The organism is Sphingopyxis sp. (assembly GCF_051861155.1).
Lineage (GTDB): Bacteria > Pseudomonadota > Alphaproteobacteria > Sphingomonadales > Sphingomonadaceae > Sphingopyxis.
In genome coordinates this window covers 540,361-561,560 of the sequence record NZ_JBHYDE010000001.1, presented here as the reverse complement: position 1 = coordinate 561,560, position 21,200 = coordinate 540,361, and the positions used below count along the sequence as shown (strand labels likewise).

The following is a 21,200-nucleotide window of genomic DNA, read 5'->3' as shown; positions in this document are numbered from 1 at the left end:
GATGCGCGCTATTTGGATGTTTCTGGCAGCAATTGCCACCCCGCTTGTCGCATCACCGCCCCTGCTCGCCCAACAGAAAGACGCCGCCTTGACCAGCCCGACCCCTGCCCTGCCTGCCGCCCCGGTCGCCGAGAAGCGCCCGCACGAAACGGTGCTGCACGGCAAAAAATTGTCCGATCCGTATCACTGGCTGAAGGACGAGAGCTATCCGGTGATCGATGACAAGGACGTGCTCGATTATGTGAAAGCCGAAAACGCGTATTTCGACGCGGCGATGAAACCGCACGCGGCGCTCGTCGAAACCTTGTTTCAGGAGATGAAGGGCCGGATCAAGGAGGCCGATTCCTCCGTGCCGCAAAAGGACGGCGACTGGGTCTATTGGGTCGAATATGAGGAAGGCGCCGAGTATAAGAAATGGTATCGGCGGCCGGCGTCAGGCTCCGGCGACGCGGTCCTGATTCTCGACGAGGTCGCGATGGCGAAGGACAAGGAATATTTCCGCCTGTCCGACGTGTCGATCAGCCCCAATGGCAGACTGATGGCCTATGCGGTCGATGACAATGGCTCCGAACGATTCGAAGTGCGCTTCACCGACCTGGCAAGCGGCAAGCCGCTGCCCGATGTCATCCCCGGCACCCTGTCGTCGCTGGTGTGGACCGCGAACAACGACGCGCTGCTTTATGGGCTCGCCAACGAAAACTGGCGCACCGACAATGTCCATGTCCACCGGCTCGGCACCCCGGTGAGCGAGGATGTCCGCATCTACAAGGAAGCCGACATCGGCTTTGGGGTCGGCATCGGCAAGACCGCCGACGATGCCTATATCGTGATCGCGACCGGCGATAACGAGACGAGCGAGGTCTATCTGCTCCCCGCCGACGAGCCGGGCGCCGAGCCGATGCTGGTGTCGGCGCGCCAGAAGGGCCGCGAATATAGCGTCGATGTGCGCGAAAAGACGCTCTATATCTATACCAACGACGATCACGCGAACTTCCGCGTCGCCACTGCCAGCCTCGACAAGCCCGGCGAATGGAAAACGCTGATCCCCGGTTCGGATGCGACCTACATCACCGGACTCGCCATCTTTCGCGACTATTTCGTCCTCGAAGCGCGCGAGCAGGGCGTCGATCAGGTCGATATCCGCAAATATAACGCCCCGCTGACCCCCGGCCGGATTACATTCCCCGAAGCGACCTATGTGGCGGGCCTCGGCGACAATCCCGAATATCATCAGGACAAGCTGCGGCTCGACTATGAATCGATGGTCACCCCCGACACGGTGTTCGATTTCGATGTGGCGAGCAAAAAGCTCGAAACGCTCAAGGTGCAGGAAATTCCTTCCGGTTATAATCATGATGACTATGTAACCGAATTGGTGAACATGCCCGCGCGCGACGGCACCCCGGTGCCGGTATCGCTGGTGTATAAGAAAGGCACGCCGCGCGACGGCAGCGCGCCGATGCACCTCTACGTCTATGGCAGCTATGGCTACCGCGTCCCGCCGGGTTTTTCGACGACCCGCCTCAGCCTGGTCGATCGCGGCATGATCTATGCCATCGCGCATGTCCGCGGCGGCGACGATCTCGGCCGCGCCTGGTATCTCGCGGGCAAGACGACCGCACGCAAGAACACGTTCAACGACTTCATCGACGTCGCCAAGGGGTTGATCGCCGCGAAATATACCAGCGCGGGCAAGATTTCGATCGAGGGCCGCTCGGCGGGCGGACAGGTGATGGGGGTCGTTTACAATGAGGCGCCCGAATTGTGGGGCGCGGTGCTCGCCGGGGTACCCTTTGTCGATGTCATCAACACGATGGTCGACGAGACGCTGCCGCTCACCCCGGGCGAATGGCCCGAGTGGGGCAATCCGATCACCGACCAGGCGGCGTTCGATTTCATGCTGAGCTACAGCCCCTATGACAATGTGACCGCGAAAGCCTATCCGCCGATGCTGGTGTCGGCGGGGCTCAACGACCCGCGCGTGACCTATTGGGAACCGGCAAAATGGGTCGCGAAACTGCGCGCGACACGCACCAACGACGCGGCGCTGCTGCTGCGCACCAACATGGGCGCAGGCCATGCGGGCAAGTCAGGCCGCTGGGGCGCGCTGCGCGAGGATGCCGAGGAATTTGCCTTCGTGCTGACGCAGTTGGGGGTGGAGCAATGACGCCGGATGGCCGATGAACCGCGACCGATCACCATTTCCTGGCACCGCCTGCTCATCCACCTGATCTTCATCGGCGTGGCGGTTTATCTGGCTTACGAAGTGGTTTGGAAAATGTTCGCCGAAACGCCGTTGATCGAGAAAGGTGGCGGGCGCCGCACGCCGCTCGGAATTTTGGTTATCGTCTTGGCTGGTGCCGCGAGCTGGTTGTTCAACCTGATCTATCCTTTAGTGTCCCGAACGACGGATACGCGCGATCATCCGGAAAGATAGCATCGCCCATTCAACTCGCGCTCCAACGTCGGCGTGCCGACGAAACGCTATCTCCCGATTCGACAAATTCGGCGCGGACGACACTGCGGGAGCGGGTCATGTCGCCAAGTCAGGCCGCTGGAGGTCACGAAATATGTACCGGTACCGATAGCGCCGCGGTCTGCGACAAGCGCGCGACATTTCGGCACATCGGTGCGACAGCTCGCCACCACCGCCTCCCCTCCGCCGAGGGAGAGACAGAATGACGACAAGATCGATTGCGTGCGTTGCAGGCCTGATGGCTTTGCTGGCGAGCGCACCAACCGCCCAGGCCGAACCGCGCGCCGACGCCGCCGCCACTGCCCAGCGCCTGCTCGACACGCTGCGCGAGACCAACGGCGTGCCGGGCATGGGCGCCGCGGTGTGGCAGGACGGCAAGATCGTGTGGGAGGGATCGAGCGGGCTGCGAGATGTCGAGCGCCGCCTTCCGGTGACCCCCGACACGCTGTTCCGCCTTGCCAGCGTGTCGAAGCTGTTCGCGGCAACCGCCGCGACCAAACTCGCGCAGGAGGGCAAGCTCGACCTCGATACACCGGTGCAGGCACAGCTGCCCTGGCTCGGCACCCGTTGGCCGGCAATGACACCGCGCCAGCTGGCGGCGCATATTTCGGGCCTGCCGCATTATCGCGACGGCGACGAACTGCTCGGCGCGAAACATTATGCGACGGGCCGCGACGCGGTCGCGATCTTCGCCGATCGCGATCTCCTCACGCCGCCGGGCACGGCGTACCGCTACTCATCATGGGGCTACACCTTGCTCGGCACGCTGGTCGAGGAACGCGCAGGCCTGCCCTTCCCCGACTATATCCGCACCCGCCTCGTCCCCGGGCTCGCGATCCGCGCCGACGCAACGCACAGCGGCGATGCCAATGCCTCGCGCGCTTATGGGTTCGAGAACAAAATGACGGTCGAAGCCGCCCTACGCGATTTCAGCTATACATGGGGCGGCGGCGGCCTCAGCGGAACAGCGCGTGCGGTCGCCATCTTCGGCGGGCAGATGATCGAGGGACGCATCATCGCCCCCGCAACCTTCGACGCCATGCTTGTCCCCGCAACGCTGGCAAATGGCGGCACGGCTGGCGAGCGCGACTATAGCGTCGGTTTCGGCTGGCGAATCGGGCGTGACACCGACGGCGCAGACTTTGTCCACCACAGCGGGATCACGGTGGGCGCGCGCAGCACGCTGGGCGTTTGGCGCGAAGAACGCGCCGCGGTCAGCCTGCTGTCGAATTCCGAATGGGTGTCGCGGATTGAACCGACCGCGCAGATGCTCGCGGCGCCGTTCCGCCGCGTTCCGGCGGGGCTGAACACCGCCGCCTGCCCCGTCGGCGCGCAACGCTACAGCGGGACATTTGGCGACGCCGCGGTCGAAGGCACCGTCCGTTTCCGCATCGAACAGGGCCTGTGCGTCGGCACCGCCGACCAGCATACGGCGATGCGCGCCTATTTCGGCACCGCCATGCAGCGGTCCGACGCGCCGTTGACGCTGGTCGGGCTCGATCCCAAAGGCGGGCTGGGCCGCGCCGGACTGGTCAATCCGTTCGGCATCGCCGATCTGCGCGCGCAGCCCGACGGCAGCTTCACCGCCGAGATCGCGACCGGACGCCGACTCGTGCTGCGCTTCGATCAGCCGGGCAAATAGCCGCGCCGGACCAAATCCTGTTCGAGCATCGCCGCGCCGTTGAACAGATGGCCGGCGATGCCGAGTGATTCGGCCCCCGCAACATTGGCTGCCACATCGTCGACGAAGAGTGCGCCCGCAGGATCGATACCAAAGCGGTCGATGGCGAGGCGATAGATTGCGGGATCGGGCTTTATCAATTTCTCGGTCCCCGACACGATGATGCCCTGAAAACAGTCAAAGATCGGCTGGGTCGGGCGAAAGCCTTCCCAGAATTCATGACCAAAATTGGTGATCGCGAACAGCGGCACCCCCGCGGCATCGAGCCGTTCGACGAGGTCGAGGCTGCCGGGGACCGAGCCGGGGATCGTCTCGTTGAAGCGCGTGGCATAGGCATCGATCAGCGGCGCATGATCGGGAAACCCGGCCTTCAGTTCGGGGACCATCGCGGCGAGCGGGCGCCCCGCGTCGTGCTGGAAATGCCATTCCGGGGTGACGACATGCGTGACGAACCATTCGAGTTCGTCCGGGTCGGCGATCAGCTTGGCGAAAAGATAGCGCAGATCCCAGTCGAACAGGACGCGGCCGACGTCGAAGATCACGCTCCGGCGAATCATAGCCGCTCCAAACACGCGAAAGCGCCGCCGGAAGCATCCGACGGCGTAACGCTGGTCATCAAAAGCAAACGGGGCGATTGAGCCCCGCGCGGGGGCATCAGCCCTGGCGCGCCTTGAAGCGGCGGTTGGTCTTGTTGATCACATAGGTGCGGCCACGGCGGCGGATAACGCGGTTATCCCGGTGGCGGTCCTTCAGCGACTTCAGGCTGTTGCGAATCTTCATGATCTCTGTCCGTAAATCTTGGCGTATTGACGCGAAGCGGCGCAACTATGGGGATGGGGGCAAAAAGTCAACCGCCCCTAAGGAGAAAACGTCGCCCCCGCGAAGGCGGGGACCGCTGGCAATGCCGCGCAAGGCCGACAACGGCCCCCGCCTTCGCGGGGGCGACCAAATCCTACCCCGCCAGCGCCTTTTGCCGCCGCCGTTGCACCGACGAGCCAAATCCCATCGCCTCGCGATATTTGACCACGGTGCGACGTGCGATGTCGTGGCCTTCGGCCGACAATTTTTGCGCGATCGTCTCGTCGGACAGGATCGCCTTGCCGTCCTCGGCCTCGATCATCGCCTTGATTCGGCTCTTGACCGCCTCGGCCGACACCGCGCCGTCGCCTTCGGTCGCCGAAATACCGCTCGAAAAGAAATATTTGAGCTCGAACAGGCCGCGCGGACAGCTGAGATATTTGTTGCTGGTGACGCGGCTGACCGTCGATTCGTGCATCCCGATCGCCTCGGCGACCTGCCGCAGCGTCAGCGGGCGCATATGCGCGACGCCGTGGAGGAAAAACCCCTCCTGCTGCTTGACGATCTCGCTCGCGACCTTGACGATCGTGCGCTGGCGCTGGTCAAGCGCGCGGACCAGCCAGTTGGCGCCCGCCAGCTGTTCGGACAGCCACGCCTTGCTCTTGGCCGCCGCCCCCTTGGCCAGCTCGGTGTAATAGCGGCGGTTGACCAGCAGCCGCGGCAGGGTGCCGCTGTTGATCTCGACCGCCCAGCCCGCTGCCGTGCGGCGAATATAGAGGTCGGGAACGACCGCCTGCGAGGCATCGCCGCCGAATTTCAGCCCGGGTTTGGGATCATAGCCGCGCAATTCGCGGATCATGTCGGCCAGATCCTCGTCGTCGACGCCGCAGATGCGCTTCAATTGCGGAAAAGCGCCCTTGGCGACCAGATCGAGGTGCGCGATCATGCAGGCCATCGCCGGGTCGTACCGATCGGCCTCGCGCGCCTGGATCGCGATACATTCGGCCAGATCGCGCCCGCCGACGCCCGAGGGATCGAAACATTGGACGCCCGCGAGCACACTCTCGACGAGCGCCAGCGGCACCCCCAGCCGCTGCGCGACCTCGGCCAGGTCGGCGCGCAGATAGCCCGTCTCGTCGATCAGCGCGACGAGCTGCTCGGCGACCATCGCCTCCAGCCCGCCGAAGCGTTCGCCGACCTGCGCGAGCAGATGGCCGTGCAGCGTTTCGTCCTCGCCCGCGAAGCTGTCGAAATCAATGCCCTCGCCGTCGGTGCCCGACAGGCCGACATTGTCGCTGACGCTGTCGTGATGAAAGCTTTCGGCGGTCATGTCGACGTCGAGATCGTTGGCGGTGCCGCTGTCCGACGCCAGCGCCTGGTCGGCGTCGAGCGCCGCCGCCTCGGTCGCCGGAGCCTCGCCGCCGGACTCGTCGCCCGGATCGCCGATACTACCATCGCTGTCCGCCGACGCCGAATCGAGCAACGGATTGCCCTCGAGCGCCTCGGCCAGATAGGCTTCGAGTTCGAGGTTCGACAGCGCCAGCAGCTTGATCGCTTGCTGCAGCTGCGGCGTCATCACCAGCGATTGCGACTGGCGGAGATCGAGGCGCGGACCCAACGCCATGGATCGCTATGACCTCACAGGGAAAAGCCTTCGCCGAGATAGAGGCGGCGCACTTCGGGATCGGCGACCAGTTCCTCGGGCGAACCCGCGAGCAGCACCTTGCCATCATAGATGATGCAGGCGCGGTCGACGAGGTCGAGCGTTTCGCGGACATTATGGTCGGTAATCAGCACCCCGATGCCGCGCGTTTTCAAATCGGCGACCAGATCGCGGATGTCGCTGATCGACAGCGGATCGATGCCCGCAAAGGGTTCGTCGAGCAGCATGATCGAGGGGTTAGCGGCAAGCGCGCGCGCGATTTCGGCCCGGCGCCGTTCGCCGCCCGACAGCGCCATCGCAGCCGAATCACGCAGCCGGGTGAGGCCGAATTCGTCGAGCAGTTCTTCGAGCCGCCGTTCGCGCGACACCTTGTCGGGTTCGCTGAGTTCGAGCACCGCGCCGATATTCTGCGCCACCGTCATGCCGCGAAAGATCGAGGTTTCCTGCGGCAGATAGCCCAGCCCGAGGATCGCCCGGCGGTACATCGGCAGCGCGGTGATGTCCGACCCGTCGAGCATGATGCGCCCGGCATCGGGCTTCACCAGCCCCATGATCGAATAGAAACAGGTGGTCTTGCCCGCGCCGTTGGGGCCGAGCAGGCCGACGACCTCACCCTTGCCGACCGACAGCGACACGTCGGACAGCACGGTGCGCTTGTCATAGCTTTTGGCGATCGAGATAACCGCGAGGCCGTTGCCCGCCGCAGCATCGTCCCGAACATGCGCCTTGTGTTCGGCGACGCCGTGATCGGCGTCGGCGGTCAGCGTGGCCGGGGTCGCTTCGTCGTCGGTCATTTCCACATCGCTTCCTGAGGAGACATGTGCGGGCGTTACCCGAGGAGCGCCGCCAAGGTCAATCTGGCAAGATTTTTGCAGGGGCTTTCTACTCTCCTCCCGCAAGCGGGAGGGGGAAAAGGCTAATGCCCCGCCTGCGGCCCCCGAACGATGCCCGACAGCGCGAGCTGTTCGTCGATCGCCGCCATCAACCGCGCCAGCGCCGCTTCATCCTTCGCCTCGGCGCGCGCGACGAGCACGTCCTGCGTGTTCGAGGCACGGAGCAGCCACCAGCCGTCATCGGTCAGCACCCGCGCGCCGTCGGTGCGGTCGACCTTTGCCCCCGACGCCGCGAGCCGCGCCAGAACTTCGTCCACAATGGCGAATTTGCGCACCTCGTCGACCTGGAAGCGCAGCTCGGGGGTGTTGACCATCGGCGCCATCGCCCCGCGCAGCCCGGTGACGCTCTGCCCCAGCTTGGTCGCTGCCTCGACCAGCCGCACTGCAGCATAGGGCGCATCGTCATAGCCGTAATAGCGATCGGCGAAGAACACATGCCCGCTCATCTCGCCCGCCAGCGGGCTGCCGGTCTCCTTCATCTTCGCCTTGATCAGGCTGTGGCCGGTCTTCCACATCAGCGGCGTGCCGCCGAGTTCAGCAACGCGGTCGAACAACGCCTGGCTCGCCTTTACGTCGGCGATGATCGTTGCGCCGGGCGTGTCAGCGAGCAGCGCCGCGGCATAGATTTGCAGCAGCTGGTCGCCCCAGATCACCCGCCCCTCGCCGTCGATCGCGCCGATACGGTCGCCATCTCCATCGAAAGCGACGCCGAAATCGAGCCGCTTCTCGGCGACGAGCTTTCTCAGGTCCGCCAGATTCTTCTCTTCGGTAGGATCGGGATGATGGTTCGGAAAATGGCCGTCGATGTCGGTGAACAACAGATGATGCTCGCCCGGCAACTTCGCGGTGAGCTTCTCGATGACCGTCCCCGCGGCGCCGTTGCCGGCGTCCCAGCCGATGCGGAAGGCGCCGCCGACGAAACCCTCGACCAGCCGATCGACATAGGCGTCGATGATGTCGATGCTCTGCGCGGCACCTTCGCCAGTTTCCCAATCCCCCGCGGCAGCCATTTCGCCGATCCGCAGAATATCGGCGCCATAGAAAGGCCGGCCCTGCATCACAAATTTGAAGCCGTTATAGTCGGGGGGATTGTGGCTGCCGGTTATCTGTATGCCGCCGTCCACCTCTTCGGTTGATGCCGCGTAATAGAGCATCGGCGTCGGGCCCAGTCCGACGTTCAGCGCGTCGATCCCCGCCGCGTTGATCCCGGCGACCAGCGCATCGCACAGCATCGGCGACGACAGCCGCCCGTCATAGCCGACCGCGACCCGGCTGCCCCCGGCGCGCGCGACCAGCGTCGCAAAGCTGCGCCCGATCGCATAGGCGTCCTTGTCCGACAGCGTGTCACCGACGACGCCGCGGATGTCATATTCGCGCAGCATCGTGGGATGGAAAATATGCGTCATCGTTGATCCTCGTGGGGAAAGAAAAATCTCAGGCGGCGGCGAAGAGGTCGCCGTCGGGATGAAAACGCTCGCGCGCCGGAAGGTTCAGCCCCCCCATCGCCTCGCGCAATTCCTGCCGCGCAACGACATGACCAATACCCATGCCGCCCAGATGCGCCTTGTCGAGCAAGGTCAGCCCGGCGGGGAACAGCTCGCGATAGATGACCCGCTCGCCGAGGCCGGGGATGACGCGAAAGCCGACGCGGCGCGACAGCTGGCTGAGCGCTTCGCCGACGCGGCGCATATTGTGCGCGTCGACATGCTGGAGGCGGTTGCGCAGGATGATCCAGTCGATCGTCCGCCCGTCGGTCTTGGCGCGAGCTTTCCGCGTGTCCCAGATCAGTTCGGAATAAAAGCTGGGGCGGGTGACCTGGAAAGTCTCGGGGTCGACCTGTCCGATCAGGTCGAAATCGATGAAGCTGTCGTTGATCGGGGTGACCAGCGTGTCGGCGGTCATCGCGAGGTGGCGGGCAAAGACATCGTCGCGGCCCGGGGTGTCGGCGACGAAATAATCGCAATCCGCGGTCAGCCGCGCGACCTGCGCGTCGAGCTCCGCGACCGTTGTGCCCTCGAACACTTCGAAATGCGGCATCGGCAGCTCGATGGCGCGGCGTTTTGCGGTGCCCACGCGATTCTCGAGATAGCGGTGAAAAGTGCGCTGGCGCGGGTCGAGATCGAGCCCCGCGACCTTCCATCCCTGGCTCGCCAGCGCGACCGCGAAATGCACCGCGCAGGTCGATTTGCCGGTGCCGCCCTTTTCATTGGCAAAGATGATGCGATGCGGGGCGGGCTTCGTCGTGCCGGTTGTTACGGGGCCAGTCGTTGTGGAGGTCGTCATGGGCAGTTGCGATTTTCCGGTTGGCGGCGCATGGCGGCGGCGCGAGTGGTGCAGTTGCGCCGCCAATATCGGAGGCCGGGCAAGCGTGCAAATCATCCGTGATATCGCGACGCTGCACCGCGCCATCGCCGCGCTGAAGCAGGACGGCAAAAGCGTTGCTTTGGTGCCGACGATGGGCGCACTGCACGATGGTCACCTTTCGCTCGTGCAGATGGGACGGCGCGTTGCCGACCATGTCGTCGTGTCAATCTTCGTCAACCCGACCCAGTTCGGCCCCAACGAGGATTTCGCCGCCTATCCACGCGACGAAGCGCGCGACGCGGCCTTGCTGGTCGAGGAAGGCGTGGCGCTGCTCTGGGCCCCCGACGTCGCGGTGATGTATCCGGGCGGCCACAGCACCCACATCGAGGTCGCCGAACTCGGCGCCGATTATTGCGGCGCCGCGCGGCCCGGCCATTTCGACGGGGTCGCGACCGTCGTCGCCAAATTGTTCAACCAGGTGTGCCCCGACATCGCCATTTTCGGCGAAAAGGACTGGCAGCAGCTCGCGATTATCCGCCGCATGGCGCGCGATCTCGATTTCGCGCTCGACATTTTGGGGGCGCCGATCGCGCGCGACCCCGACGGCCTCGCACTGTCGTCGCGCAACGCCTATCTGTCGCCCGCACAGCGCAGCGCCGCGGTCGCCTTTCCGGATGCGCTCAAGGCGGCAGCCGCCGCGCTCGCGAACGGCGGCGATATGTACGAAACGCTCGCGAAAGCCGAAGCGGCGATCGTCGGCGGCGGGTTCGACAGCGTCGACTATATCGCGCTCGCCGATGCCGACAGTTTGGAAAGGCTGGACATTTTTCGCACGCCGGCGCGGCTGCTGGCGGCTGCGCGGATCGGCAAAACGCGGCTGATCGACAATTATCCGGTGGGCTGAGGAAAAACGGAAACGGCAGAATTCAGCCGTTTCAGCGCGCTATCCACAAGAAATTGCCAATCACGTTAACGCTTTGTTGACCATAAGCCGCAAGGTTGGACCCCGAAGCCTCCTGTGGGGGGAGGCGACAGGGGGTTTTTATGGCCAACAGTCTGAAGTCCGCAGCGTATCTGATCGAAAGCCGCCTGCTCGATGCCGCACGCGGCGATGCCAATGCCTATTTCGATCTCGGCATCGCTTTTTCGACCGGCACCGGCGGGGTCGATGTCGACCTGATCCAGGCGCATAAATGGTTCAACCTTGCCGCGCTCGGCGGCAACAAGGAAGGCCAGCAATGCCGCGCCGATCTGTCCGATGAAATGAGCCGCGACGAAATCGCCGAAGCCCAGCGCCAAGCCCGCGCGTGGCTCGACGAAACCGCGCGCCGTCCGGCCGCGCGGCGGTTCGCGGCGTAATCTCTTTCCCGTCGTGCCGGGTGACAAAATAGCGGACGTCTAATCCGCCCGCCGGAACGGCATATGCCCTTCGAGCCACGCCATTTCGACTTCTTCTGCCTGCCGCTCCTGGTCCAAAAAATCGGCCACCGCGCGGCGGAACCCGGGATCGGCGATGAAATGCGCCGACCAGGTCGCGACCGGGCCATAGCCGCGCGCCAGCTTATGCCCGCCCTGCGCGCCCGCCTCGACCCGTGCCAGCCGGCGCGCGATCGCGATGTCGATTGCGCGGTAATAGCAGAGTTCAAAATGCAGATAGGGGATCTCGGTCAGGCATCCCCAATAACGCCCATATAGCGTATCGGCGCCGACGAAATGCAACGCCCCCGCCACGGCTTGCTCGCCATCATAGGCGAGCAGCAGCAGGATATGCTCCGCCATCCGCTCCCCGATCAGGTCGAAGGCTGCGCGCGTCAGATAGGGCTGCCCCCATTTGCGCGCACCGGTGTCCTGATAGAAGAGCCACATCGCGTCCCAATGCTCGGGGCGGATCGCGGCGCCGGTCAATTCCTCGATCCGCAGACCTCGAACAGCGCGGGCGCGCTCCTTGCGCAGCTGCTTGCGCTTGGCCGAGGTCAGCGTGGCGAGGAAATCGTCGAAGCTGGCATAGCCCGCATTGGCGAAATGGAACTGGATGTCGCGGCGCACCAGCCAACCCGCGCCTTCGAACAGCGGCATCTGCTCGGGCGCGACAAAGGTCGCGTGCGCCGACGACAGGCCGTTTTGGCACACCACGGCCTCGGCGGCGCGGATCAAAAGCCGCGCGTCATCGCCGTCCGGCGCCAGCAGCCGCGGCCCCGGCACCGGGGTGAAGGGCGCTGCGATCTGAAGCTTGGGATAATAGTCGCCGCCCGCACGCGCCCAGGCGTCGGCCCAGCCCTGGTCGAACACATATTCGCCCTGGCTGTGCGATTTCAGATAGGCGGGCGCGGCGGCGAGCAACACACCTGCCGCATCCTCGACCAGCAGCGGCGCCGCCTGCCAGCCCGTTCCCGGCCCGACGCTGCCCGATAGCTCGAGCAGCGACAGAAACGCGTGGCCGACAAACGGATTGCCGCCATCGTGCAGCGCATCCCACGCCGCAGCATCGATCGCAGCGACGCCGGTTCCGAGCGCGATCGTCCGAGTTGGCGGGTCAGCTTCGGCCATCGCGGCCCTTAGGCGGGCTTCACCGCGACGATCGCATCGGCCTCGACCGCGGCGCCGAGCGGCAGCACCGCGACGCCGACCGCCGCGCGCGCATGACGCCCGGCGTCGCCAAACAGCGCCTCGAACAGCTCCGACGCGCCATTGGCGACCTTCGCCTGATCGGTGAAGCTGGGCGCGCTGTTGACGAACACGCCGAGTTTGACGACGCGCTCGACGCGCGACCAGTCGCCGCCGAGCGCCTGCCCGATCTGCGCGACGAGCATCAGCGCGACGCGCTGTGCCGCGTCCTGTCCGCCCGCGACATCCATGTCGTCGCCAAGGCGCCCGGTCACCACCTGGCCATCGCGGAACGGCAGCTGGCCGCTGACATAGAGCAGGCCGTCCTGTTCGACGACGGGGACATAGGCGGCGACGGGTGCCGCCGCCTTGGGCAGTTCGAGGCCGCGTTCGGCAAGCTTTGCGATAATATCCATGATGGTTCCTTCTTACGTCGTTTGGGGGGCGGGGGCGGGGATGTTTTCGGCGAGGCGCGCCAGGATCCACTCCTGCGCCGCCGGCCAGTCGTCGATCCGGACATGCGCGTGTTTTGCGGGCGCGATCTTGTCGGCGATCGCGGGCTCGCCGACCAGATGCAGCCGCCACACATCGGGCGCGACCTCCGCCACCGAATGATGATGGCCGGCCAGATCGTCGATGAAGATCGCGACCGAGGGCCGATATTGTTCGATCAGACGACGCACCGGTTCCCCCTTACCGCCGCGGCTGCCGATTACCGGCGCGTGGAAATCATGGAGTGCCAACTGGTCGATCCGCGCCTGCTGATGGTCGGGGCCGACGTTGGTCAGCACGACGATGTCGGCCTGCTCGGCGATCGCCGCCATCGCGGCGAGCGCGCCGGGGATCGGATATTGCCGCGTCATTTCGCTGCGAAAAAAGCTGTCGAGCAGCGGCCAGACCTCGGCCGCCTCGAGCGGCGTCCCACATTCCTTGCGCTTCAGCGCCCCGGCAAAGCTGGCGTCCTCGATGCGGAACAATACGCCATGTTCGGCATCGACCCATTCGGCAAAGGGCACGACCATGTGCATCAGCACCTCGTCGCAATCGGTGATGACGAGCGGGCGGTTCATGGACGCATTCCTTCGAGTCGCTGCGACGCCGCGGCGATGGCGCCGGGCGGCACCTGCAGCGCATCGGCGCAGGCGACAAGATCATTTTCATGGCTCGTCAGAAACGACAGGATCGCTGCGAGCGTCGCCTGTTCACCGAGCGAGGATCGGAGGTCGGCCTGCGCCAGTCCGGTGAGCCCGAGCAGCCGCTCGGCGCGCGGTTCATCGGTCAAGATCCAGCCAAGCGCCTGGAGCGCCAAAGCCGCGTCGTCGTCGTGCAAGGCATTTTTCCCTTCAAAGGGAGGCAATTGTGTCACGCCGCCGATTCGCCTAAACGGGCCGCGAACGCAAGGTGGGGAAGCGAAATATCATGGGCAAGACCATATTGGTCGTCGAGGATAATGAGCTGAACCTGCGCCTGTTCTGCGACCTGCTCAACGCCCATGGCTACACCGCCCACCCGGTCCGCGACGGCCGCGATGCACTGAACAAGGCGCGCGAGGTCACACCCGACCTGATCATCATGGACATCCAGCTGCCGCATGTCAGCGGGCTGGAGCTGATCGGCCAGATGAAGGCCGACCTGACCCTACGCGCCGTGCCGATCATGGCGGTCACCGCCTATGCCGGGAAAGGCGACGAGGAACAGATCCGCGCCGCGGGCGCCGAAGCCTATGTGTCGAAGCCGATTTCGGTGATCAAGTTCATCGAGAGCGTTGGGGTGTTCGCCTGAAGCGTCGCTGCTAGAAGAAATTCACGATCGACCGGATTTGCCCGACCAGCCTGACCCACATGGGATCGTCGCTTGCCCACGCGACCAGCAGCAATCCTCCGACCGCTGCCAGCCCTATTCCAAATGGCAGGCGAATGGTCATCACCTGCTGGTCATAGCTGCATCCGCTGTCGTCGGTAACCAGCATGCGGTCGATGGTGCTCCGGTTCTTTGGCGCTTTGCCTATGACTTCGCGCGAAAAATCTTCGAGGCTCATGGCTCCGCTCCCTTATCGCGCCGAGCATAAGCTTGTTGTCGTAAACAGCGCGATAATGGAGCGGGTGCGGCCGGACTTAGGCCGCGCAGTTTTCGCGATGGTCGCGGCGACGATCTTCGCCGCGGCGGCTCGCCGACTCGTCCCACGGTGCCGCATAGTGGATCGCCACCATGGCGGCGGACGCGTCGATCACCGCGGTCCACAGGCGATGAAGCCGGTTCGTTTCGGGGTTGGTGGTCATTGTTCGTCTCCTGCATCCGGTGCCGCAGGAAGAGGGAGAGTGCGGGCCGGACAATGACCTTTTAACTCCGCCGCTATGGCGATTGGCGCTAAAATTGACCGTGCGGACGATCAATTTTTGCGCTATTTGACCAATCATGCGAAAAATGATCGATCTCGACAGCTTCGACCGCCGCCTGCTCGATCTGGTGCGCCAGAATAATCTCGAACCGGCGCGCGTGCTCGCCGACAAGGTCGGGCTATCGCTGTCGGCGGTGCTCCGCCGCCTGCGGCGGCTGCGCGACGAAAAGGTAATCATTGCGGATATTGCAAATCGTCGATCCGGCGCTCACCGGATCCGCGCTGACGATGCATGTGCTGATCCAGATGCAGCAGGCGGGGCCGCAAACGATGGACGGCTTTGCTCGCGAGATTGTCCGTCATCCCGAAGTGACGGGCGCGTGGGACGTGACCGGCGACGATGATTTCCTGTTGAAGCTGCAGGTCGCGACGATGGAGGAATATGACGCCTTCACCCGCCGGGCGCTGGGCGAGGACAAGGGCGTCCATTCGTTCAAGACGCTGATCACGATCCGCAGCATCATCGAGAATGATGTCGCTCGGCGGCCGCTGCGCGTCCGGTAAACGCAGCAGGCAAGACGCTTCGTTCAGGCACGAAAAAGGGCGGCGCAAAGGCCGCCCCTCGATCCCGGCTTTCGCCGGGATGACGCATCGCCGTTCCGTTCAGCGTTGCTGAACGGGTCGATGCGTCACTTGATCTTCGATTCCTTGAACTCGACGTGCTTGCGCACGCGCGGGTCATATTTGCGCACCGACATTTTTTCGGTCATCGTGCGCGGGTTCTTTTTCGTCACATAGAAAAAGCCCGTGTCGGCGGTGCTCACCAGCTTGATCTTGACGGTCGTCGGCTTGGCCATGGCCCTGTTCCTCGAAATATCTGCACATCCGCCGGAGGTCCGACCGATGCGGCGGGACTAGGGGCCCCGACGTTGGTGTGAAAAACATAAAGGGCCGCGCACGAGGCGCCGCCCCCAATATCCGCGCGCCTCTGACCGGATTCGGCGCTTCTGTCAAGCAAAAGAGCGGGCGGACGGCGCGTGACCGCCCGCCCGAGAGGGGTATCGCCGGGTGCCTAAGCCGCCTTGATCTCGAAACGAACCGTCATCACCTTCCAGCTTTCCTCAGCCACGCCGCCGCGCGTCGCGGGGGTGAAACGCCATTTGGCGAGCGCGCGCCGCTTCGTTTCGGCAAAGAAGCCCGGGCTGTCGGTGCTGACCAGTTCGACCGCCTTTACCCGCCCGTCGGTGCCGATCAGGACGCGCACTTTGGCGACCCCCTCGATCTCGCGCCGCTGCTCGCTCGCGGGATAGTCGGGCTGGAACGCCCCGGCGTAGCGTGGGTCGAGTTCGGCGAACACCAGCCTGGGCGCGGGCGGCGGATCGGCGGGGCGCGCCGGGGGGCCGGGATCGATCGGGCGAAGATCGATGACGACCGGCCCTTCGACGACCCGATTGTCGCTCAGCGAATTTATATCGATGACGGGTTTGACGGCGTCAGTCGCCGAGGCGGTCCTCTCGGTCGGCGCCACCTCCTCGGTCGGCTGGGGCGGCGGCGGATCGAGCGGCTTGGTCAGTTCGATCAACGTGCCTTGCATCGGTTTGGATTTCGGCGGCGCCTCCATGATCATCGGCGACAGCGCCACCGCGACGACCAGCGCCGCCGGCAGGCCAACGGCGAGGAGCGCGGCGACCGGGTGGCGGCCGTGGTCGCTGCCATAGCTGTTACGGGGTGAAAGGGTTGCTGCGCCCGCGGGCGCAATCGTCGCCTCGGGCGCGGTCATGATGGCCGAAATCAAGGGTATCAGGGTCATGGCATCTCTCCTTGCCGGTCAGACCCGGCCCTGCCGTGTTTCGACCACCGCTATGGGCCAAGCCAGAATTGAGAGATAATATATCATCACTCTTTTTGTCAAGCGACAAGGTAGGCAAGGATGGCGCAGTTGTTCGCGATGGATCGATCAGTCGGCAGCCAGCCGCGCCACCGCCTGATCCTTGGCGATCAGCGGCAATAATTCGGCCATGTCGGGGCCATGGTCGCGCGCCGTCAGCGCGCGGCGCAGCGGCAGGAACAGCGCGCGGCCCTTGGCCCCCGTCGCCCCCTTCACCGCCGCGGTCAGCGCGTGCCAGGGGTCGGCGCTCCAATCGATCGCGGGCGCCGCAGCGGCGGCGGCGGCCAGCACCGGCCGGTCGGCATCGTCGACCGGCGGCGGCGCCAGTGGCCCGTCGAACACCGGCAGCCACTCGGCGGCCTCGGCGACCGTCATCAGGTTGGGGCGAATCGCGTGCCAGCGCACCGCGGTGATCGCGGCGGGCAAGCGATCGGCGACCGCTTCATGATCGGTGTGGTGCAAAATCTTCTGGTTGAGCAGCGCCAGTTCAGCGTCGTCGAACCGCGCCGGGGCGCGACCGAAGCGCGCAAAGTCGATATGCTCGATCAGCGGCGCCAGGCTGGTGACCGGTTCGACCGGGTCGCTGGTCCCGAGCCGCGCGAGCAGCGCCGCGAGCGCGATCGGCTCGATCCCGGCGTCGCGCAGGCTGGCCATGCCCAGCGAGCCGAGCCGCTTCGACAATTTGCCCTCGGTCCCGACAAGCAACGCCTCATGCGCGAACCGCGGCGGGGCGGCGCCGAGCGCCGCGAACATCTGGATCTGCGTCGCGGTGTTCGACACATGATCCTCGCCGCGCACGACATGGGTGATGCCCATCGCGATATCGTCGATGACGCTGGGCAGCAGATAGAGCCAACTGCCGTCGGCGCGGCGGACCACCGGATCGGACATAGTTTTCGGTTCAAAATGCTGATCACCACGAACCATATCGGCCCATTCGATCGCTGCGTCATGGTCGAGGCGGAAGCGCCAGTGCGGCGCCACGCCGTCGGGCGCCGGCGCGTCGGCGGCTTTGCGCTCATAAACCGGCGGCAGCCCGCGCGAGAGCAGGATCTTGCGCCGGATGTCGAGTTCTTCGGGGGTTTCGTAACAGGCATAGACGCGGCCCGCGGCCTGCAACTTGGCAAATTCGGCCTCGTACAGCGCGAACCGCGCCGACTGGCGTTCCTCGCCATCCACATCGAAGCCGAGCCACGCGAGGTCGGCGCGGATCGCGTCGACATAATCCTCTTTCGACCGTTCAAGGTCGGTGTCGTCGATCCGCAGCAGGAAGCGCCCACCATATTTGCGCGCCCACAGAAAATTGTGGAGCGCGGTGCGGACATTGCCGACATGCAGGGTGCCGGTCGGCGAGGGGGCAAAGCGGGTCACGACAGTCATGGCCGCGCCTATAACCGCATAATGGGCCGTCGTCAGTCGTCTTCCGCGATCTTGCGGTTCATCATGATATGCGCCGCCCAGCGCAGCGCCATGCCGATCACCGAAAGCGCCGCGCCAGCAATCACCGCCCCGACCAATGCTGGGTCTTCATCGGGCGCGGGCCAGGCGACCCAAGCCAGCAACGCGACGCTGACGATCGACAGCGCATATCCAATTCCGGTCAGCCAGTTCGCCAAATGATCAACTCTCCGCTACGGACGACGCGCGGCGCGCCGGCCAATAGGCCCAGGCAAGGGCGAGCAACGACACGATCAGGATCACGCTATATTCCATCCCGTTACGTCCGCCGCCGACGACGAACCAGCCGAAGGGCAGATGGACCAGAATCATGCCGAGCGTCAGGATAGCGGCATGACCGAGCGCGACAAGGCTGGTCCAGCGGCGGGTCAGGATCAGCGCCGGGCCGACCAGTTCGTACAGCGTGACCGCCATCGCCCAGCCATAGCCCCAGGGGAAACCCTGGCTTTCCAGCCAGATGCCGAAGGGCACCACGCCGCCGGCGACGAGGCGGAACAGCCCGTGGATCAAAATCAACAGCGCGACGGTGATCCGCAGCATATCGACCACGCGTTCGGCCCGGTGCGGCGGCGCCTTGGCTCCCAGCAACCCCATCTTCCATCCCCCTCATCGCAAGTTTCCGATCGGCGAAGCCTAGCGTCCTGCAATGGGGCGCCGAAACCGCGCCGACGTACCGGTACCCGCGGCCCGGCACCCACGGCGCGTCAGCCGGTACGAAAGCCATGGGTGATCGGATAGCGGCGGTCGCGGCCGAAGTTGCGCGTCGACAGCTTGACCCCCGGCGGCGCCTGGCGCCGCTTATATTCGGCGAGCATCAGCAGGCGTTCGATCCGCACCACCGCATCGCGGTCGAACCCATGCCGCGCCACGACATCGTCGACGCTCGCTTCCTCCTCGACCAGCATGTGCAGCATGCGGTCGAGGTCGGCATAGGGCGGCAGACTGTCCTCGTCCTTCTGGTCGGGGCGCAGCTCGGCGCTCGGCGGCTTGGTGATGATGCTGTCGGGCATCACCGGGGCCACCCGGTTAAGCGACAGCCGCGGCACATTGTCATTGCGCCACTTGGCGACGGCGAACACCGTCATCTTATAGGCATCTTTCAGCGGATTATAGCCGCCCGCCATATCGCCATAGATCGTCGCATAGCCGACGCTCATCTCGCTCTTGTTGCCCGTGGTCAGCAGCATCGGGCCGAATTTGTTGCTGAGCGCCATCAGGGTCACGCCGCGGATGCGCGACTGGACATTTTCCTCGGTGATGTCGACCTCGACATCGGCAAAGCTGCCCGCCAGCATCGCATCGAACGCCTCGACAGCGGGGACGATCGAGATGGTGTCGAGCTTGCAACCGATCAGCGCGGCACAGCCCGCGGCATCGTCGAGGCTCGCCTGGCTGGTGAAGCGGCTGGGCATCATCACGCACCACACGCGGTCGGGGCCGAGCGCGTCGGCGGCGATCGCGGCACAAATCGCCGAATCGATGCCGCCCGACAGCCCGAGCACGACGCCGGGGAAGCGGTTGCGCGTCACATAGTCGCGCAAGCTGACGATCATCGCGCTGTAGATGTCGGCGGGATGCGCTTCCCACTCGGCGATCGCGCCCGCCGCGCAGCTCCAGCCTTCGGCACCCTTCGTCCAGTGCGTGACACGTTCTTCGGGTTCCCAATCGGTCAGACGGTGCGCCGTCGCGCCATCGGCGTTCAGCACGAACGAACAGCCGTCGAACACCAGTTCGTCCTGCCCGCCAATGCGGTTGAGAAAGATCAGCGGCAGGCCGGTTTCGGCGACACGGCCCGCGAACACCTGGCTCAGCCGCCGTTCGTCCTTGTCGATTTCATAGGGGCTGCCATTGACCGAGATCAGCAGCTCGGCGCCCTGATCGGCCAGATGCCGCGATACTTTGGGCAACCAGCCATCCTCGCAGATCGGCAATCCCAGCTTGATCCCGCGCCATTCGACGATGTCGGGAAGCGGGCCGGGCGCGAAGACGCGTTTTTCATCGAAAGTGCCGTAATTGGGCAGCTCGTGCTTGCGCCGCGTCGCGACGATCCGGCCGCCGTCGAGCAGCGCGATGATGTTGTAGAGCGCATCGCTCCCATCCGCATTCTGGGCGCGCTCGACCGATCCGACGAGGATCGCCGGGCCGCCGTCGGCGGTCTCGGCGGCGAGTTCGGCGAGCAGCGTCGCAGCGCGCGTCGCCAGCGCGGGCTTGAGCACCAGATCCTCGGGCGGATAACCGATCAGCTGCAATTCGGGGTAGAGAATCAGGTCGGCATCGGCGTGCCGGGCCCGAACGCTGCGCATCGCTTCGGCGTTGGCGGCAAGGTCGCCGACCGCCTGCGTCATCTGGGCCAGGACGATGGTGAGCGTGTCGGCGGCGTCGGTCATGTCCAGCGGTTTAGGCTCAACCCGCCCAAATTCAACCGCGCAGGAGAAAAAGGCCGGGGCGGCGATGCTTGACCGCGCGCTTCATCCTCAATTCCATTCGCGCGCCAGAAAACGTGCCTTGGCCCCGCTGAGCACCTCGATTGCGCGCTCAAGGTTACGCTGCCTTGCCGCATCGGATTTCAGACTGGCCAGATACCGCAATATCTCTTTTTGAAGACTGGGCGTCAGGCCGTCCCAGCACATCTTTGCTCGCGGGTTGCTATCAAGGCGCGAGGCGAATTCGAAAGGCATCGGATGCTGGGGGCCGGGCCGATAGCTGCGGTCGAAGACGATCCACACATCGACCAGGTCGCCAACCTCGGTCTCAGACGCCGCGCGGACGCGGCTGTCCAGATACAGGAAAAAGCCGCCGTCACCGGCCGGCATCATATTGACCGGCGCGCCGTCGACCGGCTTTTCGTTCACCCGGACGAGAACCGGCAGCGGTTTCTTCCAGCCTGCCTTGATCCGCTGCGCGCGGGCCGCGCTTACCCGTACATAGGGGTTGATCCCCTTGCGCTCGATCTTCGCTTTGAACTTCATTTTCGGTCCATACGCCGCCCGGTGGCGCCATCAAGCGCCTTGCGACCCGGAACGCAAGGTCCAGCCAGGGCGATCAGCGCGCATCGATCCTTCGGCCGAGTAATCGCCATTCGCCATCCCGCGCCGTT

The 21,200-nt window shown here is 65.0% G+C and carries 26 protein-coding genes and 1 pseudogene; 8 read left to right on the top strand and 19 right to left on the bottom strand.

Features of this window, described 5'->3' with window-relative positions; genetic code table 11:
- Positions 1-16 precede the first annotated feature (16 nt).
- The 3 genes from ACTIFP_RS02810 to ACTIFP_RS02800 all read left to right on the top strand — a co-directional run bounded on the left by ACTIFP_RS02810 (position 17) and on the right by ACTIFP_RS02800 (position 4,118).
- Positions 17-2,167 carry a S9 family peptidase gene (locus tag ACTIFP_RS02810; protein WP_439567295.1) on the top strand — a complete coding sequence of 717 codons (2,151 nt, stop codon included), beginning with the start codon at positions 17-19 and terminating at the stop codon, positions 2,165-2,167.
- Between the two features lie 6 nt (positions 2,168-2,173).
- Positions 2,174-2,437 (top strand): hypothetical protein, encoded by a 264-nt coding sequence (locus tag ACTIFP_RS02805; protein WP_439567180.1) that lies wholly within the window; start codon positions 2,174-2,176, stop codon positions 2,435-2,437.
- A 241-nt stretch (positions 2,438-2,678) separates the two neighbouring features.
- Complete coding sequence (locus ACTIFP_RS02800) at positions 2,679-4,118, top strand: serine hydrolase domain-containing protein (protein ID WP_439567179.1); 1,440 nt, start codon at positions 2,679-2,681, stop codon at positions 4,116-4,118.
- Here the strand turns inward: ACTIFP_RS02800 and ACTIFP_RS02795 are convergent.
- The 6 genes from ACTIFP_RS02795 to ACTIFP_RS02770 all read right to left on the bottom strand — a co-directional run bounded on the left by ACTIFP_RS02795 (position 4,103) and on the right by ACTIFP_RS02770 (position 9,794).
- On the bottom strand, positions 4,103-4,714 hold the full coding sequence (locus tag ACTIFP_RS02795) for an HAD family hydrolase (RefSeq protein WP_439567178.1): 612 nt from the start codon (positions 4,712-4,714) through the stop codon (positions 4,103-4,105). The genes ACTIFP_RS02800 and ACTIFP_RS02795 overlap by 16 nt on opposite strands.
- Positions 4,715-4,811: 97 nt before the next feature.
- Positions 4,812-4,937, bottom strand: a complete 126-nt coding sequence (gene ykgO, locus ACTIFP_RS02790) for a type B 50S ribosomal protein L36 (protein ID WP_003046794.1) — start codon at positions 4,935-4,937, stop codon at positions 4,812-4,814.
- A gap of 172 nt (positions 4,938-5,109) precedes the next feature.
- Positions 5,110-6,579, bottom strand: coding sequence for an RNA polymerase factor sigma-54 (rpoN, locus tag ACTIFP_RS02785; protein ID WP_439567177.1), 1,470 nt, complete (start codon positions 6,577-6,579; stop codon positions 5,110-5,112).
- A 14-nt stretch (positions 6,580-6,593) separates the two neighbouring features.
- The gene (gene lptB / locus ACTIFP_RS02780; RefSeq protein WP_439567176.1) at positions 6,594-7,412 is read right to left on the bottom strand and encodes an LPS export ABC transporter ATP-binding protein; all 819 of its coding nucleotides are present in this window, start codon (positions 7,410-7,412) and stop codon (positions 6,594-6,596) included.
- A gap of 122 nt (positions 7,413-7,534) precedes the next feature.
- A complete protein-coding gene (gene pgmG / locus ACTIFP_RS02775; RefSeq protein ID WP_439567175.1) occupies positions 7,535-8,917 on the bottom strand; it encodes a phosphoglucomutase/phosphomannomutase PgmG in 1,383 nt (460 codons plus the stop codon).
- A gap of 28 nt (positions 8,918-8,945) precedes the next feature.
- Positions 8,946-9,794, bottom strand: coding sequence for a division plane positioning ATPase MipZ (locus ACTIFP_RS02770; RefSeq protein WP_439567174.1), 849 nt, complete (start codon positions 9,792-9,794; stop codon positions 8,946-8,948).
- Positions 9,795-9,879: 85 nt separating this feature from the next.
- Between ACTIFP_RS02770 and panC the strand changes: the two genes are divergently transcribed.
- Positions 9,880-10,719 (top strand): pantoate--beta-alanine ligase, encoded by an 840-nt coding sequence (gene panC, locus ACTIFP_RS02765; RefSeq protein WP_439567173.1) that lies wholly within the window; start codon positions 9,880-9,882, stop codon positions 10,717-10,719.
- A 140-nt stretch (positions 10,720-10,859) separates the two neighbouring features.
- Positions 10,860-11,174 carry a sel1 repeat family protein gene (locus ACTIFP_RS02760; protein WP_137752318.1) on the top strand — a complete coding sequence of 105 codons (315 nt, stop codon included), beginning with the start codon at positions 10,860-10,862 and terminating at the stop codon, positions 11,172-11,174.
- A 39-nt stretch (positions 11,175-11,213) separates the two neighbouring features.
- Here ACTIFP_RS02760 and ACTIFP_RS02755 read toward each other — a convergent pair whose 3' ends face one another.
- Genes ACTIFP_RS02755 through ACTIFP_RS02740 form a run of 4 tightly spaced genes read right to left on the bottom strand, consistent with a single transcriptional unit; the run spans position 11,214 to position 13,749 of the window.
- Positions 11,214-12,362 carry a GNAT family N-acetyltransferase gene (locus tag ACTIFP_RS02755; RefSeq protein WP_439567172.1) on the bottom strand — a complete coding sequence of 383 codons (1,149 nt, stop codon included), beginning with the start codon at positions 12,360-12,362 and terminating at the stop codon, positions 11,214-11,216.
- Between the two features lie 8 nt (positions 12,363-12,370).
- Positions 12,371-12,835 carry a RidA family protein gene (locus ACTIFP_RS02750; RefSeq protein WP_439567171.1) on the bottom strand — a complete coding sequence of 155 codons (465 nt, stop codon included), beginning with the start codon at positions 12,833-12,835 and terminating at the stop codon, positions 12,371-12,373.
- A 12-nt stretch (positions 12,836-12,847) separates the two neighbouring features.
- Positions 12,848-13,489, bottom strand: a complete 642-nt coding sequence (locus tag ACTIFP_RS02745; protein WP_439567170.1) for an HAD family hydrolase — start codon at positions 13,487-13,489, stop codon at positions 12,848-12,850.
- Positions 13,486-13,749, bottom strand: a complete 264-nt coding sequence (locus ACTIFP_RS02740) for a DUF3572 domain-containing protein (RefSeq protein ID WP_439567169.1) — start codon at positions 13,747-13,749, stop codon at positions 13,486-13,488. Before ACTIFP_RS02740 ends, ACTIFP_RS02745 begins: the two co-directional genes overlap by 4 nt.
- Positions 13,750-13,838: 89 nt before the next feature.
- Between ACTIFP_RS02740 and ACTIFP_RS02735 the strand changes: the two genes are divergently transcribed.
- Positions 13,839-14,201 (top strand): response regulator, encoded by a 363-nt coding sequence (locus ACTIFP_RS02735; protein ID WP_439567168.1) that lies wholly within the window; start codon positions 13,839-13,841, stop codon positions 14,199-14,201.
- A 10-nt stretch (positions 14,202-14,211) separates the two neighbouring features.
- Here ACTIFP_RS02735 and ACTIFP_RS02730 read toward each other — a convergent pair whose 3' ends face one another.
- Together ACTIFP_RS02730 and ACTIFP_RS02725 are read right to left on the bottom strand one after the other, a co-directional pair.
- On the bottom strand, positions 14,212-14,457 hold the full coding sequence (locus ACTIFP_RS02730; RefSeq protein ID WP_439567167.1) for a hypothetical protein: 246 nt from the start codon (positions 14,455-14,457) through the stop codon (positions 14,212-14,214).
- Positions 14,458-14,533: 76 nt separating this feature from the next.
- Entirely contained in the window at positions 14,534-14,698 is a 165-nt protein-coding gene (locus ACTIFP_RS02725; protein WP_439567166.1) for a hypothetical protein, read from the bottom strand.
- A 136-nt stretch (positions 14,699-14,834) separates the two neighbouring features.
- Here ACTIFP_RS02725 and ACTIFP_RS02720 point away from each other — a divergent pair.
- Both ACTIFP_RS02720 and ACTIFP_RS02715 read left to right on the top strand, forming a co-directional pair.
- Positions 14,835-14,933 (top strand): annotated as a pseudogene (locus ACTIFP_RS02720) (Lrp/AsnC family transcriptional regulator); the annotation flags it as partial.
- A 61-nt stretch (positions 14,934-14,994) separates the two neighbouring features.
- Complete coding sequence (locus ACTIFP_RS02715; protein ID WP_439567165.1) at positions 14,995-15,321, top strand: Lrp/AsnC ligand binding domain-containing protein; 327 nt, start codon at positions 14,995-14,997, stop codon at positions 15,319-15,321.
- 125 nt (positions 15,322-15,446) lie between these two features.
- Here ACTIFP_RS02715 and rpmG read toward each other — a convergent pair whose 3' ends face one another.
- From rpmG to ACTIFP_RS02680, 7 genes are all read right to left on the bottom strand, one after another.
- Complete coding sequence (rpmG, locus tag ACTIFP_RS02710) at positions 15,447-15,614, bottom strand: 50S ribosomal protein L33 (protein ID WP_058818055.1); 168 nt, start codon at positions 15,612-15,614, stop codon at positions 15,447-15,449.
- 215 nt (positions 15,615-15,829) lie between these two features.
- On the bottom strand, positions 15,830-16,567 hold the full coding sequence (locus ACTIFP_RS02705; protein WP_439567164.1) for an energy transducer TonB: 738 nt from the start codon (positions 16,565-16,567) through the stop codon (positions 15,830-15,832).
- Between the two features lie 147 nt (positions 16,568-16,714).
- Positions 16,715-18,025 (bottom strand): glutamate--tRNA ligase, encoded by a 1,311-nt coding sequence (gene gltX / locus ACTIFP_RS02700; protein WP_439567163.1) that lies wholly within the window; start codon positions 18,023-18,025, stop codon positions 16,715-16,717.
- Positions 18,026-18,057: 32 nt separating this feature from the next.
- Entirely contained in the window at positions 18,058-18,261 is a 204-nt protein-coding gene (locus tag ACTIFP_RS02695; RefSeq protein ID WP_439567162.1) for a hypothetical protein, read from the bottom strand.
- Positions 18,262-18,265: 4 nt separating this feature from the next.
- Positions 18,266-18,697: a DoxX family protein gene (locus tag ACTIFP_RS02690; RefSeq protein WP_439567161.1), complete on the bottom strand. Its 432-nt coding sequence runs from the start codon at positions 18,695-18,697 to the stop codon at positions 18,266-18,268.
- Between the two features lie 110 nt (positions 18,698-18,807).
- Positions 18,808-20,490, bottom strand: a complete 1,683-nt coding sequence (locus ACTIFP_RS02685; RefSeq protein WP_439567160.1) for an NAD+ synthase — start codon at positions 20,488-20,490, stop codon at positions 18,808-18,810.
- Between the two features lie 87 nt (positions 20,491-20,577).
- On the bottom strand, positions 20,578-21,072 hold the full coding sequence (locus tag ACTIFP_RS02680; RefSeq protein ID WP_439567159.1) for a YdeI/OmpD-associated family protein: 495 nt from the start codon (positions 21,070-21,072) through the stop codon (positions 20,578-20,580).
- Positions 21,073-21,200 lie beyond the last annotated feature (128 nt).